This window comes from Pseudomonas sp. BN607 (assembly GCF_029871175.1).
Classification (GTDB): Bacteria; Pseudomonadota; Gammaproteobacteria; order Pseudomonadales; family Pseudomonadaceae; genus Aquipseudomonas.
In genome coordinates this window covers 329,838-343,993 of the sequence record NZ_SSOE01000056.1, presented here as the reverse complement: position 1 = coordinate 343,993, position 14,156 = coordinate 329,838, and the positions used below count along the sequence as shown (strand labels likewise).

Annotated in this window: 10 protein-coding genes; all 10 read right to left on the bottom strand. The window is 63.0% G+C overall.

The features are described 5' to 3' along the window. Positions 1 to 18: 18 nt before the first annotated feature. Entirely contained in the window at positions 19 to 1,176 is a 1,158-nt protein-coding gene (locus E8E68_RS15490; RefSeq protein ID WP_110742562.1) for an alginate O-acetyltransferase, read from the bottom strand. Between the two features lie 10 nt (positions 1,177 to 1,186). Next, positions 1,187 to 2,644, bottom strand: coding sequence for an MBOAT family protein (locus tag E8E68_RS15485; RefSeq protein WP_266032305.1), 1,458 nt, complete (start codon positions 2,642 to 2,644; stop codon positions 1,187 to 1,189). A gap of 196 nt (positions 2,645 to 2,840) precedes the next feature. Then, complete coding sequence (locus tag E8E68_RS15480; protein WP_280342656.1) at positions 2,841 to 3,944, bottom strand: mannuronate-specific alginate lyase; 1,104 nt, start codon at positions 3,942 to 3,944, stop codon at positions 2,841 to 2,843. Positions 3,945 to 3,952: 8 nt separating this feature from the next. Then, positions 3,953 to 5,395, bottom strand: coding sequence for an alginate O-acetyltransferase (locus E8E68_RS15475; protein WP_266032307.1), 1,443 nt, complete (start codon positions 5,393 to 5,395; stop codon positions 3,953 to 3,955). Positions 5,396 to 5,408: 13 nt separating this feature from the next. Beyond that, the gene (gene algG / locus E8E68_RS15470) at positions 5,409 to 6,968 is read right to left on the bottom strand and encodes a mannuronan 5-epimerase AlgG (protein ID WP_266032308.1); all 1,560 of its coding nucleotides are present in this window, start codon (positions 6,966 to 6,968) and stop codon (positions 5,409 to 5,411) included. A gap of 16 nt (positions 6,969 to 6,984) precedes the next feature. Further along, a complete protein-coding gene (locus E8E68_RS15465) occupies positions 6,985 to 8,463 on the bottom strand; it encodes an alginate export family protein (RefSeq protein WP_266032309.1) in 1,479 nt (492 codons plus the stop codon). Then, entirely contained in the window at positions 8,460 to 9,887 is a 1,428-nt protein-coding gene (gene algK / locus E8E68_RS15460) for an alginate biosynthesis TPR repeat lipoprotein AlgK (protein ID WP_266032310.1), read from the bottom strand. The genes E8E68_RS15465 and algK overlap by 4 nt, the downstream gene beginning before the upstream one ends. 12 nt (positions 9,888 to 9,899) lie before the next feature. Further along, the gene (locus E8E68_RS15455) at positions 9,900 to 11,066 is read right to left on the bottom strand and encodes a PilZ domain-containing protein (RefSeq protein ID WP_110742569.1); all 1,167 of its coding nucleotides are present in this window, start codon (positions 11,064 to 11,066) and stop codon (positions 9,900 to 9,902) included. Positions 11,067 to 11,103: 37 nt separating this feature from the next. After that, positions 11,104 to 12,585 carry a glycosyltransferase family 2 protein gene (locus E8E68_RS15450; RefSeq protein ID WP_110742570.1) on the bottom strand — a complete coding sequence of 494 codons (1,482 nt, stop codon included), beginning with the start codon at positions 12,583 to 12,585 and terminating at the stop codon, positions 11,104 to 11,106. A 74-nt stretch (positions 12,586 to 12,659) separates the two neighbouring features. Further along, the gene (locus E8E68_RS15445) at positions 12,660 to 13,976 is read right to left on the bottom strand and encodes a UDP-glucose/GDP-mannose dehydrogenase family protein (RefSeq protein ID WP_110742571.1); all 1,317 of its coding nucleotides are present in this window, start codon (positions 13,974 to 13,976) and stop codon (positions 12,660 to 12,662) included. Positions 13,977 to 14,156 lie beyond the last annotated feature (180 nt).

The window sequence follows — 14,156 nt, the reverse complement described above, 5'->3', positions numbered from 1 at the left end:
GCATTTCCTCTCTATCAATCAGTGGTCTGTCCGGGTGGACGACAGGGCCAGGTTTTCTTCGGATTTACGGGAGTTTTTCAGCTGCGCGATCCACTGCGGATCGAAGCTGCTGAGGTCGTTTTTCATTGGCAGATAACGTTCGGGGAATTCCCACACCACGACTTGTGGCGCGGCGTTCTTGAAGGCGTCGCTTTGCAGGTACTTGAGCATTGGCAGCAGCGGACCGTGGCCGTCTTCGGCGTAGTTGGCGATGTCGCTGTGCAGCGCCTGCTGCAGCGCGCCCAGGAAGTTCCAGTGCGGGTTGGCGCTGTAGCTGGTACCTACCAGGGCGACCGGGATCTGGGTGTCGGCGAACAGGGCATCGTCGCTTTCGCCTTCGCTCTCGGCTGGCCGCGTTGTGCGTTGCTGCAGGTTGTCGGGGCTCGGCAGCAGGTTGCTGAACAGCGGGTCCAGGGGCAGGAAGTTGGTCAGGTCGCCTTTGTAAGGGGCGGTGTTGCCGGCCTCGGTGATGAAGGTTTGCGGGGCGCCATTGAGCAGGTTCTGGCGGCTGACCGCTTCGGCCAGTGCCTGCGCCGCCACTTCGGCGCCCATCGGTGTCCAGTGGGTGTCGGTGCGCAGGAACACCTGGCCGCGGGCCTTGGCTTGCTCCAGCGGGGCCATCAGGTCTGGGGCGAAGACGTTGGCCTGGCGTGCCTGGGCATGGAACTGGTTGTACAGATCTTCATGCAGGCTGGCAGGCTGTTCCTTGCCGACGTACTCGGCATAGACCCGTGCCTTGGCCGGTACGATCGCCAGCACCAGCTGGCTGCCGTGTTGCTGCAAGGTGTCGCGTACGCCACGGATCAACGCCAGGTTCTCCTGCATCAACTGCTCGGCACCGGCGGTGGGCTTGAACTCCTCGTCGCTGAACAGCCACTGGTCACGGCCCAGCACCACGCCGGGGCGGCCTTCGTTGAACAGCTTGAAGTCCATCGCCGCCCACAGGTTGGTGCCCAGGCGCTTGATCGGGAACTCAGCGTCGTAGTGGGTCTCGGCAGCCTTGGCCAGCTTGCCGTTGAGCAAGGTCATCTGCTCCGTGCGCTGGAAGCTCTGCAGGCCACCGGTGGACCAGGCGCCCATGCCAACCAGCAGGCCGAGGAACGACAGCGAATAGGTAATGCGTAATGTCCGGGTCATGTCATCAACCTCAGAACTGGAAGTAAAGGAACGGCGAGTAGCTCTGCGCCGAAAGCTTGAGGATCGAGGCCACGAACAGCAGCAGCACCAGCGCGCGGGTCATTACCCGGGTCCAGTCCAGGCCGAGCGAGCCGTCGCTGTTGACTTGCACCGGGGTGGCCTTCGGGGTCGGCTTGGCGTTGCGGTAGAAATCGCGCAGCCCGAAGAACGCCAGGGTGAGGTAGGCGATCACCAGGGTGGCGACCTGCAGGCCGGTCAGCTGGGCGCGGTTGAGTTCCGACAGCTGCCAGTCGCCGAAGCTGAACATGGCGCCATACATGCGTGCGGCGACGTGCAGGTTCTCGGCGCGGAAGATCACCCAACCGACCACCACCAGCAGGAAGGTGAAGGCCCACTTCACCGGGTTGAAGCGCTGTGGGTTGGTGTCGATGCCCAGCGCACGCTCGATGGCCAGCCACATGCCGTGCCAGGCGCCCCAGATGATGTAGGTGAAGTTGGCGCCGTGCCACAGGCCGCCCAGCAGCATGGTCAGGAACAGGTTGCGGTAGGTGTTGAAGGTGCCTTTGCGGTTACCGCCCAGGGTGATGTACAGGTAGTCGCGCAGCCAGGTCGACAGGCTGATGTGCCAGCGCCGCCAGAACTCGGTGATCGACTGGCTGATGTACGGCTGCTTGAAGTTTTCCATGAAACGGAAGCCCATCATCAAGCCCAGGCCGATGGCCATGTCGCTGTAACCGCTGAAGTCGAAGTACAGCTGCGCGGTGTAGGCCAGCGCGCCGAGCCAGGCGTCGCCGGTAGTCGGGTTTTGCAGGGCGAAACAATGGTCGGCTACGACCGCCAGGGTGTCGGCGATGAACACTTTCTTGATGAAACCCTGCATGAAGCGGGTGCAGCCTTCGGAGAACTTGTCCAGGGTGTGGGTACGGTTGTTGAACTGGTCGACCAAGTCCTTGAAGCGCAGCACGGGGCCGGCGATCAGGTGCGGGAAGATCGCCACGAACGCCGCGAAGTCGATCAGGTTGCGGGTGGCCGGGGTGTCGCCGCGGTACACGTCGATGATGTAGCTGATCGACTCGAAGATGTAGAACGAGATACCGATCGGCAGCAGCACGTGGGTCAGGATGAACGGCTCCAGGCCAAACGAACTGATGATCGCGTTGAGGCTGTCGACGCCGAAGTTGGCGTACTTGAAGTAGCCGAGGATTGCCAGGTCGACACCTACGCCGAGCAGCAGCCAGCGCTGTGCCGGCTTGGTGCGCACGCCGGCGGCACCGACTTTCAGGCCGATCCAGTAGTTCCACAGGGTGACCCCGGCGAACAGGGCCAGGAAGTCCACCCGCCACCAGGCATAGAAGATGTAGCTGGCGATCAGCAGCAGCAGGTTGCGATAACGTTGCCCGCTCAAGTAGTACAGGCCGAGGAATATCGGCAAGAACAGGAACAGGAACACGTTGGACGAGAAGACCATCCCGGTTCTCCTAATTTGTTCACAGCATCCAGGGCAAAGCGCCCCCCAAACCCCCCAGCAAATAACTGGAAGGCAATTAGGTCCCTGTGGGAGCGGGCTTGCCCGCGAAGGCGTCAGTGCAGACAACGCCATCACCCTCACGGGCCTATTCGCGGGGCAAGCCCGCTCCCACAGGGATCACACCCACATCGGGGTATTACTTTTTGCTCTCTGCACTCGGGTCGTAGACCCGGGTCACATCGCCCCCCAGCCGGAAGCTGTTGAACGGTTGCATGTCGTGCTTGCGCTCGAGCGTGTCACCGACGCACTGGTACAGCGCGCACCAGGGCTCGAGCCAGGCGTATTTGCTGTCGACCTTGAGGTCTTTCATGTCCTGCTTTTCACCCGCACGTTCAGCGAAGTGACGTGGGTCGCGGGCGCCGTACAGCACGCCTTCGCCCAGACGCTGCAGGGCGAAGTTGTTCTCGCTGCGCAGGTCCACCTGGTTGGCCTGGGCGAAGCTGGCGATCATTGCCAGCGGTGGCAGGGCGTAGTTGTGATAGGCCAGGGCGCGTTGCTTGCGCTTGACCTCGTTGGGCAGGAAGCCCTGCTCATCGACCTGGTTGGCGCCAACCTTGAACTCCTTCACTGCCCAGTCGAACAGGTCACGGCGGTCCGTCGCCACCGCTGTCGCCATCACCGACCATGCTGCCCAGTAGCTGTGGTTGTTGATCTTCTCCAGCGGCAGGTCGCTCCAGTCGCGCACGGTCTGCTCGGCCAGGCGGGCCAGCCACTTCTCGATCAGCTCGGCTTCTGCCTGGTGCGCCGCCAGTGGCTGGGCGTTGGAAAATTTCAGGCGCAGCCAGGAACCGCTCATGCTGCCCAGTGCCCATTTGCGCATCGACTTGCCGGTGTGGTTGTAGTCGGTGGACAGCAGCGCATTGGCGCGTGCCCAGCTACCCAGCCAGGCCAAGGTGCAGTCGAGCTGAGCCGGGCGACCGTCACGCATGTACTGGCCGACCATCTTGCTCACGCCTTTTTCAAGGGTGGTGATGTCTTCGGTAGACTTGCGAAAGGCCTTTTCCGAGGCAACGTTGAGGGTCGCCCGTGCCTTGTCCGAGCCTTCGTACTTGCTGCGGAACTGCAGCGCGCCGGTGTACGGTTTGGGCGCCGCTTCGCAGCGGAAATTGCCATCGCCCGTCTTGAGCTTTTCGATGCCCTCGTAGTACCCCTGCGGTGGCACCAGCGCAGCCTGTGCAGCGCCGCCAAACAGCGCCAGGGCAAGCAGGGCAGGGCTGAAGATTCGCTTGAATGCAGTCATTGGTCGCCTCACTGGCCGGCCTGCGCGGTTTGCGCTGGCACGGCAAAGTTGTTGCGTTTGCAGAGCTTGGCCTCGACCTTCTGGGTACCGTTCTCCGGGCCCTGCACCTCGAATGCCAGCAGGCTCTGGCTGGCCCAGTCCTCGTCTTCGCGCATCTGGAAGACAAAGCGCCCATCGGTGTCGGAGGTTTCCGGTTTTTCCAGCTTGATGTCCTCATGGCGGCCGTTGAGGTACCAGAGGGTGGCCTGCAGCACCTTCACCGACGGGTCTTCGAACTTGACGTCCATCTGCAGGTTGCGGTTGACCAGGTCTTTGATCACGCCGCCCTTGCCGTTGACCATCAGCTCGTTCTTGCCGGGCTTGAGGGTGGTGCTGGCGCTCATCAGGGCCGGGCGGTCGTCACAGCCGTCGTCCAGCAGGCCAAGGATTTGCCGCCAGATGGTTTCCTGGTCCAGGCGGTACAGTGGGGAGAATTCCCAGATCAGAATCTTCGGCGGGTTCTTCTGGAATTCCTCGCTGCCCAGGTACTGGATCATCGACCCCTCCAGGCCACCGCCAGGGAAGGCGACGTTGAGCACGTCGGCGCCGATGTATTGCTCGAGGAAGCCCGAGAAGTTGTAGTTCTTGCCGCTGTGGCTGGTGCCGACCAGGGTGATCTGCGCGTTGCCGCCATCGCCGAACAGGTCGTCGCCGCCACCGCTGGAGCCCTTCGGCTCGGTGGCGAACTGGTCCATGTACTGCACGGCGTAGCTGGTGCCACACAGTTGGCCGGCGACGTTGTGCAGGGTGCCGGTCTTGCCCATGCGCCCGGACTTCTTCGTCTCGAATTCCTTGCGCGGGATACCTTCGAAGGCCGGCATCTTGTGCACGGTGTCGGCCACGATCTTCGCCGCGCGCTGTGCACCGTAAGGCGTCCAGTGCTGGTCGCCACGGAAGTAGAAGTCCTTGCCCTGGTCGGCGGCGGCCAGTTGCTCGTTGGTCAGCGGTGACAGGTCAGGCACGTTGTAGCCCATGCTGGCGAAGCGCTTGAGCATGGCCTGGTAGTTGCCCAATGCCTTCTGGTAGTCGAACGCGGCTTTTTCGGCCGGGTTGAGCATATTGCGGTTCACCAGGCCGCGGGTCGGCTGGTACACCACCACCAGTTCCACACCGCGTTTCTTGAACGCGTCATGCACTTGCTGCAGGCGCTTGTAGCCGGCCGGGGTGGTATTGAACTCGGTACGCAGGTCCTCGCGGGTACGGAACAGCCAGTCGCCCTGGGCCTGCACCAGCGTGGTGAAGTTCTGCTGGTAGCGGGTGGTGTAGCGGCTGGCATCGTGCGCTTCCGGGCACAGCTGGCAGCACGGCTCAGCGCTGAAGGTCGGGGCCTTGACGTCTTCGGCGCGTACGCCCTGGCTGATTGCCAGAAGGGCGGCGGACAGGCCCAGCAGTTTCATCAGGTGTGGAGTCATGGTCTGGGCTTCCTTAATCGATCATTTCGGTCTGGCGTTCGACCGGGTCGATCAGCACAGCCTTCTGCTGGCGTACCAGCAGGTCGAGGATTTCGTCCTGGCGTTCGCCGAGGATGCCGTTGAGGCTGATGCCACTGGCCTTGCGCGGGGCGAGCATGGACACCTTGTACAGCTCGACCGACAGTGGCGAGTCGATCGACAGCGGGCCAGAGCCGTTGGCTGCCAGCTCGCCACCCACCAGAATCAGCGACACCTTGGTGTCGAACGGGTCGAGGGCGATGTCGCGGTCGGTGTCGGACAGGTCTTTGATGTGGCCGTATACGCCGACCAGGCCGTTGGCCATGGCAACGTTTTCGTACAGGCGGATGTTCACGCTGTTGCGCACGCGGATGCCGTGGCGGCGGTTGTTGATCAGCTTGTTGCCCCAGATCAGGTTGTCGCCGCTTTCGTACAGGGTGATGCCGTCAGTGTGGTTGCGGTAGATCTCGTTGTAGGCCACCAGGTTGTTGACGCTGTTACGGTCGATCACCACGCCGGAGAGCTTGTTGTCGTAGCTCTTGTTGTTGATGATCCAGCTGTCGTTGACCTCACGCGAGACGATGATGCCGTGCTTCTTCTTGGTGCCGTAGACGGTATTGCCGGCAATGATCAGGCGGTGCGAACGGTCGTGGGGGTCGATGCCGTAGACGATGTTGTCGCGGTAGGTACTGTCCTTGACCACGAAGTCCTGGGTTTCGTAGCAGTAGAAGCCGTACCACATGTCACTGAATTCCGAGCCGATGATCCAGCCGGTAGGTTCAGGACGGCCCATGCGCTTGGCCATGTTCGGCGTGTACTGGGAAATGCTCACACCGTACGATTTGGACTTGGCGTAGCCGAAACTGGCCATTTTCGTATTGACGATGTAGGTCTCGGTACCGCCCCACGACAGCAGGAACGGGCGAAACTCCTTTGGCGAGCGGAAGGTCGCCGGGCCGTTGTCCTTTTCCCGCCAGCCGGTCACCTGGGTGTCAGTGACGAACAGCTTGCCGTCGTTGACCAAGAACGATCCGCCTTCCTGCGACAGGCGCAGTTGCTTGACCTTGCCGTCGATCTCGAGGATGCCCTTCTGCCCGACCACGATCGGCAGGCGCGCCAGGTACACGCCCGGTTCGACCTCCCTGAGGTACTGCGCAGGGACCTTCTTGCTCAGTTCGACCAGGTCGACATGGCCGTCATCGATGAAGATCGCCTGCGGGATGCCATGCTGACGCTGGACCCACTCGGCAGCCTTGTTGTCGCCGCCGACGAATTCCTTGAGGGTGTCCTCCTGGAACATGCGGCGCAGGCTGACCTTGCCCTTGTGGCTGCGGTCGATCTTCTTCTGCACGGCCTGGGCGGTGTAGCCGCTCAGGTCGGGCAGCTTGGGCGGGTCCATCTGCAGCGGCTCGATCGGTGCGCTGGCCACGGTGTAGGTCTTGGCCTGCTGCAATTCCTTGGCGATTACCTTGGGTTCTGCTGCGACGGCCAGGCCCGAAGCCAGCAACAGGGCGCTGGCCAACAGGCTGTGACGTATGTGCGGGTGAAGGTTCATCAGGTTTCTCCCGGCCTTAGAAGCGCCAGATCACGTCGACGAAGGCGCGGTGCATGTACGAGTCCGTTTCCTTGCCGTAGGCATCGCCCGGCTTGAACACGCCGGCACGCAGGCGCACCAGGGCGGACGGCTCGTCGATCGCCTGGCTCATCGAAGCCGGCAGCAGGCCTTGCTTGAAGTACTTGGTGACGACCACGTCCATTTCCTGGCCAAGGTCCTTCTCGCCGTCGACCAACTGACGATTCACGCCGTTGTCGTCGACCGCGGCATTGATGCCGCTGGAGCCGATGTTCTGGTTACCGTCGACACGCCAGAACTTGTGGTAGATCAGGCTGGCGTCGTAGTCGTCGCGCAGCTGCCACGAAGCGAACAGGGTGGCTGCCTGCAGGTTGCCCAGTTCGCCGCGGAACGCTTCGCCGAAGCGGTGCACGCGCGAGCGGGTGCCGGTGAAGTTGGAGCGGTTGCTCTCCAGGCCGGTCTGCTCGAAGTTGTTCGAACCATCATCCCCGCCGCCGCCGCTACCGCGGGCGTACGCAGCGCCGACCTGCCATTGCGGGTCAAGGCGCAGGCGGATACCGAGGTCGGTTGCCCAGGCGTTGACGTCACCGCTCTGCTTGCCGGTGGCGACCTGGTCGTCACCCACCTGCTGGGTGCTCAGCTTGTCGCGGTCACCGGTCAGCCAGGTAACGCTGCCCCAGTAATTCACGGTGTGGTCGTTGCGCCAGTTGTAGGCGTCGCTGTTGGCCTCCAGGCCCAGCCAGGTGAGGTCGCCAGTGCGGGTCTTGTCCAGCGCGTCGACGGTTTCGCCGGGGTTCTTCAGGCTGCCGCTGTCATGTGTGTGGTGAGCGCGCAGGCCAACCCAGTGGCCTGGGGTCCACTGCGTGGCGATGTTGCCGTAGACGTGCGTGCGATCCTTGTCTTCCGGTGCCAGCTCGGTGAGGTCGGTGCGGTATTCGCTGAAACGCTGGGCTACGCCAAGGTCGGCCTTGAGCAGGGTGGTGTCGAAGGTCCAGTTCAGCGCTTCGATGTTGGTGTCGCGCCACATGCCATCGTCGCTGCGCAGGCGCTGGCGGCCGAAGCGCAGTTGTTCGCCAGGGTAGGCGGTCAGGCCGCTGTAGCCGACCCAGAATTCGCGCATGGCCAGGTAACTTTTGTCTGGTTTGCGGCTGTCGTCGCCGGTGTCGGTGGTGGTGCCGTCGTCGTTCTGGCGCAGGGTGTCGGTTTCGATGGTGTCGGTAGCCGCTACCGCCTGGCCCATCGCGTAGGCGCTCCAGTTGCCGCGCTCGCCATACACCCAGGGGCGCAGGTCCAGGCCCAGGCCGTTGACGTCGCCGCCAGAGCGGGTGCCGAGGTCACGGTCGTCTTCCGACTGGCCGGTGATTTTCACGTCCAGGCCAAAGTTTTTTTCAGCGGTCATTTCCGCCAGGGTCGGGCAGGACCACAGCAGGGCGAAGCTCAGGCCGATGCCGGCTTTCACGAAGGGATTGAGCGTCATAGCGAGTCCTCACCGTCTACTTCTTTTTCGTCGTCTTGCAGGGCTTCGATGGCCAGGGTGCTGCTGGCGCCCTGGCTCATGCTGCCGCGCGCCTGTTTCTCTTGCGCCAGCAGTTGCTGGGCCTGGCTGCGCTGGTCAGGGGTCAGTTGCTGGTCGAGCTGCTGGAGCATTTCTGTCGATTGCGGCGTCGGGTTGGCCTGGGACAACTGCGCGAATACCCAGGCATTGCCCGGTTGCGGGCGAATGCCGTGGCCTTCGCTGAACAGCTGGGCCAAGGCATAGTCGGCGCTGTTCTGCCCGCCACGGGCGGCGGCCAGCAGGTGGTCGACGGCCTTCTGTGGCTCGACGTTGCCGAGGTAGCCACGGCGGTACAGCTGGCCCAGGTAGTAATGGGCGCTGATTTCACCGGCAGCGGCGGCAGCCTGCAGGTGTTGCTCGGCTTTCTTGGCGTCAGCCGGCAGGGTCTTGCCTTCGTAGTACAGGCGGCCCAACAGCAATTCAGCGCGTGGCTGTTCGGCTTCGCGGCCCTTGTCGATGTAGGCCAGCAGCTGGTCGGTGTCGCCCAGCTCGGGGAAGTCGTAGACCAGTTGCGCCAGGCTGACCCAGGACGCCGGGTTGGCAGGCGCCACTTGCTCCAGCAGCGCCTTGGCGGTTTTTTCGTCGGTCTGGCCAAGGCTACGGTCGGCCAGCACACGGGCCACGCTGTCAACCCGGGTGGCCGGCACTGCGCCGCGGGCGTAGGCGGCCTTCAGCTGGGCGAGCAGGGCGGCCTGCTGGTCGGCCTGGCCCCGTTTCTGGTACACGGTGGCCAGTTCGACGTAGCAGATGTCGGTGCTGTTCAGCGCCGCCTTGCAGATTTTTTCCACTTCGCCCAGGTGCTGGTCGTAGGTGCCCTGAGTGCGGTACAGCAGTACCTGGGCCAGGCCCGCTTCCGGGTTGCCGGCGGCGCGCCACTGGTCGATCTGCTGCTGGGCGTTGACCTTGGGGAAGCTCTGCGGGTAGCTGAGGTAAAGCATCGCCAGTGGGATCAGGGTGTTGCTTTCGCCTTGACTGGCCGCTTGCTTGAGCAGGGTCTCTGCTTCTTCGCGCTCGGCCTGGGTGCTGTCGGGCTTGGCCACCAGCAGGCGGCCGAGGCGGGCCTGGGCCCGCGGCGAGGTGGCGGCCGCGGCGCGATAGGTGGCCTCGGCTTCCTTGATCTGCGACGGGTCGCGGGTGGCCACCTTGATGTCGGCCAGGCCCACTTGCGCCTCGCTGTAGCCCAGGTCAGCCAGGGCCTTGTAGTTGCGCTCGGCCAATGCCGTGTCACCGCGCTTCATGGCCTCGTTGGCCAAGCGCTGGTCGGGCAGGCCGGCACAGCCGGCCAGCGTGATGGCGGCAGCCAGGGCACACAGGCCCAGGCTTGCGCTCTTCTTGTAGGGAATCATGCGGTGATCCTCTTACAGGCCACGGGCCACGGCTTTGTCGATCAGCCAGTTCAGCGATGGACCGCGGTCGCTGTTGACCGACGCTGGGCGGCCGGCCAGTTCGGCAGGCAGGCTGCTGTCAGGCTTGATCTGCACGCGAATGTCGGAAGCCAAGTCTTCGCTGTTGAGGCTGGCACTGCTGATGATCTGGCCGGTGCGCACTTCGTCTTCGCCGGCGACCTGGAAGTTGACCCGGGTGCCTGGCTTGACCTCGTCGAACTGGCGGTAGCTGAAGCGTGCCTCGACCATCGGGTTGGTGGTGCGCGGGATCAGCTGGAAGATCGGTTGGCCCTTGGCGGCGTATTGGCCGTCATCCACCAACTGGCGGGCGACTACGCAATCGCATGGGCTGGTGAGGGTGCCGGACAGCTGCTTGCCGAACAGTTCCTCGATCTTCGCCGGCTCCAGTTGCGTGTCGTCGAGGTTGCCCTTGAGCATGTCCAGCATGCTGGTGGTGAAGCTGGCCAGTGGCGCGCCCTTGGCGATCTGCCCGCCGCTTTCCACCAGGCTGTTGACGGTGCCGTCGCGGGGCATGGTGACGTTGGTGGTGGGTACCGCGACCACGCCGGCTTCGGCGTGGCTGACGAAGTACATGCCGTACAGGGACTTGGCGACGAAGCCGAAGGCCGCGATGCCGACCACGAACACGCCGAGGGTGACGGTGACTGCTTTGAGCCTGCCGAAGGCGCTCAGGCCACTGCCGCCGTCCTTCTGCTTGCGAGCCTTGGTGAAATTGTCGCGCTGCAGGGTGCTGAGTACGTCACCAATGCTGATCAGCTCACCGGACAGGTGGCTGGTGATGATGTGCCGCAGTGTGGCGATGTCGCGTGGCTCAAGGTTCTGGAACTGCGCACCGGTACGGCCGCTGCTCGGGTTGTAGGAGCGCACCTGGAACTCGATGTCGATCGACAGGCCCAGGTTGTCGACCACGAACTGCAAGCGCCCGCGCAACACATCACCCACATTCAATGGCTGCTTGGTGTGAAAACTCAGGCCACCGGCGGAAAGGTCATCGACCTTCACTTCGTGGGTCTGGCGCTGGGCGTCAAGGAAACGCAGCTTGGCGGGAATGCGTACCCGGGCGTGTTGGCGCTGGGCTTCGGACTCATGCACGACATTGACGTTCACGGCGGTATTCATGGTGGTTTGTTCCTGTTAGATCCGATCCGGGTTGGGCTCACACGACCATGAACAGCACAGCAACGAAGATGCTGGCAGCCGAGAAGGTCATGGTCCGCGAGGACCAGGTGTTGAACCATTGTTGAAAGCTGGCGAGGTCACGCTTGAGGGCAGTGGGCTGACGCGTCCACGACTGCTTGTCGAGGCGGAAGAACACGTAGATCTTCATCAGCGCGCCGATGATCTGGTTGTAATAGAGAATCAGCGGGTAGGCCGGGCCTACGTTGTGGCCAGAGCACAGCAGCATGACGGTGAGGATCAGGCGGGTGATACCGATCCACAGCAGGTACACCAGCAGGAAGGCCAGGCCGAACTTGAGGCTGGCGATTACCGCCACGGTCAGGCCCAGCAGGCTGGTCCACATCGACACACGTTGGTCGAACAGCACGATGCTGGTGAACAGACCCAGGCGGCGAATGCCCAGCCCGAGGGCACGCGAGTTCTGCCGCAGGTTGTTGCCATACCAGCGGTACATCAGCTTGCGGCTGGCCTTGAGGAAGCTCTTCTCAGGCGGGTGCTCGACCGTGTTGATGGCGGCGTCCGGCACATAGAAGGTGTCGTAGCCCAGGCGCATCAGGCTAAACCAGCTGGACTTGTCGTCACCGGTAAGGAACTTGAAGCGGCCCAGGCGCCAGTGCATCAGCGAGTCGCTTTCGACGTCGGCAATGAACTCGGGGTTGGTCACCACACTGGCGCGGAACATCGACATGCGCCCGGTCATGGTAAGCACGCGCTTGGACAGGGCCATCGAGCACATGTTGATGTGGCGCTGGGCGAAGCGCAGCTTGTGCCACTCGCTCATGATGTAGCCGCCGCGCACTTCGCAGAACTCATTGGTGGTCAGGCCGCCGACATTGGGGAACAGCTTGAACCACGGTACGGTCTTGCGCACCACGCCATCGGCCAGCACGGTGTCACCGTCGATCACCGCCACCACGGCGTTCTCGTCCGGCAGCATGCGCGAGATGGCACGGAAGCCGTAGGCCAGGCCATCACGCTTGCCGGTGCCGGCGATACGCACGATGTCCAGCTTTACGTGGGCCGGCGGGTTGTACTTGGCCCACAGGCTCTTCACCAGCAGTTCATCGGACATTTCCACCAGCGAGCAGACCACGGTGGTGGGGAAGCCGCAGTTGATCGCCTCGCGTATCACCGAGCTGTACACCTGGGCGGTGGTCAGCGCTTCGATACGGAAGCTGGTGACCATCAGGTAGACATGCGACGGGTCGGCGGCATTGCCCATTTTCTGCACCTTGCGGCGCAGGTACGGGTACACGCCGTAGAGGAAGATCATGCCGCGGATGAAATGGGTGGCGCCCATGGAATAGCGCCAGATGCCGACTGCGCCGACCAGGAAGATGAAGTGCTTCGACTGCGAGTCGAAGATATCGGCTGGCAGGGCCAGGGCGATCAGCATGAGCAGGCTCATGTAGAGCAGCCACCCGGCGCACTGCAACAGCACTGTCTGGAGCCTTTGCATGTTCAGCATCCGTCGAGAATTCGGGGGAAGGTGGGCAGCGCAAGCGCTGCGGCTTGCGCTGCCCGGCCAGGCACTTACCAGCAGATGCCTTCGGTGCGGCTGGTGGTGCAGGTCGGGTTGCTCATGAAGCCGACCAGGTCGATCACCTGTTTGCCGGCCGGGGCTTGCTGGGCCAGGGCACGGAACTGCTCGTCACGGTTGCCGAGGACGATGATGTCGGCGTTGTCGATGACTTTCTGGAAGTCGGCGTTGAGCAGGGACGACACATGCGGGATCTTCGACTCGATGTAGTCCTTGTTGGCGCCGTGAACACGGGCGTACTGGACATTCTCGTCGTAGATATCCAGCTGATAGCCCTTGCCGATCAGGCGCTCGGCCAGTTCCACCAGCGGGCTTTCGCGCAGGTCGTCGGTGCCGGCCTTGAAGCTCAGGCCAAGCAGGGCGACCTTGCGCTTGTCGTGGGCTTCAATCAGCTCGAAGGCGTTCTGCACCTGCGATTCGTTGCTGCGCATCAGCGAGTCGAGCAGCGGTGCCCGCACGTCGAGGCTGGCGGCACGGTAGGTGAGGGCGCGCACGTCTTTGGGCAGGCACGAGCCGCCGAAGGCGAAGCCAGGGCGCATGTAGTACTGCGACAGGTTGAGCACCTTGTCCTGGCAGACCACGTCCATCACCTCACGACCATCCACGCCGACGGCCTTGGCAATGTTGCCGATCTCGTTGGCGAAGGTGACCTTGGTGGCGTGCCACACGTTGCAGGTGTACTTGATCATCTCGGCCACTTCGATCGGCTTGCGGATGACCGGGGCGTCGAGTTCTTCGTACAGGGCCTGGAGAATGTCGCCGCTGGCGCTGTCCAGTTCGCCGATGACGGTCATCGGTGGCTGGTCGTAGTCCTTGATCGCGGTACTTTCACGCAGGAATTCCGGGTTGACCGCAACGCCGAAGTCGACGCCGGCCTTTTTGCCCGAGCAGTCCTCGAGGATCGGGATGACCACGTTCTTCACGGTGCCTGGCAACACGGTGCTGCGCACCACGATGGTGTGACGGCGGGTGGTGTCACGCAGTACGTAGCCGATTTCGCGGCATACCGACTCGATGTACTCCAGGCCCAGGTCGCCGTTCTTCTTGCTTGGGGTGCCCACGCAGATCATCGACACGTCGCTGGCACGGATGGCTTCGGCGAAGTCGGTGGTACCACGCAGTCGGCCGTTGGCGATGCCCTGTTGCAGCAGTGCTTCCAGGCCAGGTTCGACGATGGGCGACTTGCCCTGGTTGATCAGGTCGATCTTGGTGCTGGACACGTCCACACCGATCACTTCATGGCCACGCGCCGTCAGGCAGCCTGCACAGACTGCACCCACATAACCCAAACCAAAGATGCTGATACGCATCGCTATCACCTCATGTGTTTATCACGCCGACGCCTCCGCAGAGAGCCGGGCTGGGTTGATTAACAACAGTTTTCGGGCGCACGGTTCCATGGCGAATGCACACTTCGCCGAGCGCAGGCAAAATAAATCCGGAGCGCAAAAAGTTATGCACTCAAAGTTGGCAGTAAAAGGCCATCAATT

Excerpts from the sequence above, each read along its gene's own strand:
- algG (WP_266032308.1), bottom strand. The coding sequence starts at position 6,968 with ATGAACCTTCACCCGCACATACGTCACAGCCTGTTGGCCAGCGCCCTG.
- E8E68_RS15445 (WP_110742571.1), bottom strand. The coding sequence starts at position 13,976 with ATGCGTATCAGCATCTTTGGTTTGGGTTATGTGGGTGCAGTCTGTGCA.
- algK (WP_266032310.1), bottom strand. The coding sequence starts at position 9,887 with ATGATTCCCTACAAGAAGAGCGCAAGCCTGGGCCTGTGTGCCCTGGCT.
- E8E68_RS15465 (WP_266032309.1), bottom strand. The coding sequence starts at position 8,463 with ATGACGCTCAATCCCTTCGTGAAAGCCGGCATCGGCCTGAGCTTCGCC.
- E8E68_RS15480 (WP_280342656.1), bottom strand. The coding sequence starts at position 3,944 with ATGACTGCATTCAAGCGAATCTTCAGCCCTGCCCTGCTTGCCCTGGCG.
- E8E68_RS15450 (WP_110742570.1), bottom strand. The coding sequence starts at position 12,585 with ATGCAAAGGCTCCAGACAGTGCTGTTGCAGTGCGCCGGGTGGCTGCTC.
- E8E68_RS15455 (WP_110742569.1), bottom strand. The coding sequence starts at position 11,066 with ATGAATACCGCCGTGAACGTCAATGTCGTGCATGAGTCCGAAGCCCAG.
- E8E68_RS15485 (WP_266032305.1), bottom strand. The coding sequence starts at position 2,644 with ATGGTCTTCTCGTCCAACGTGTTCCTGTTCCTGTTCTTGCCGATATTC.
- E8E68_RS15490 (WP_110742562.1), bottom strand. The coding sequence starts at position 1,176 with ATGACCCGGACATTACGCATTACCTATTCGCTGTCGTTCCTCGGCCTG.
- E8E68_RS15475 (WP_266032307.1), bottom strand. The coding sequence starts at position 5,395 with ATGACTCCACACCTGATGAAACTGCTGGGCCTGTCCGCCGCCCTTCTG.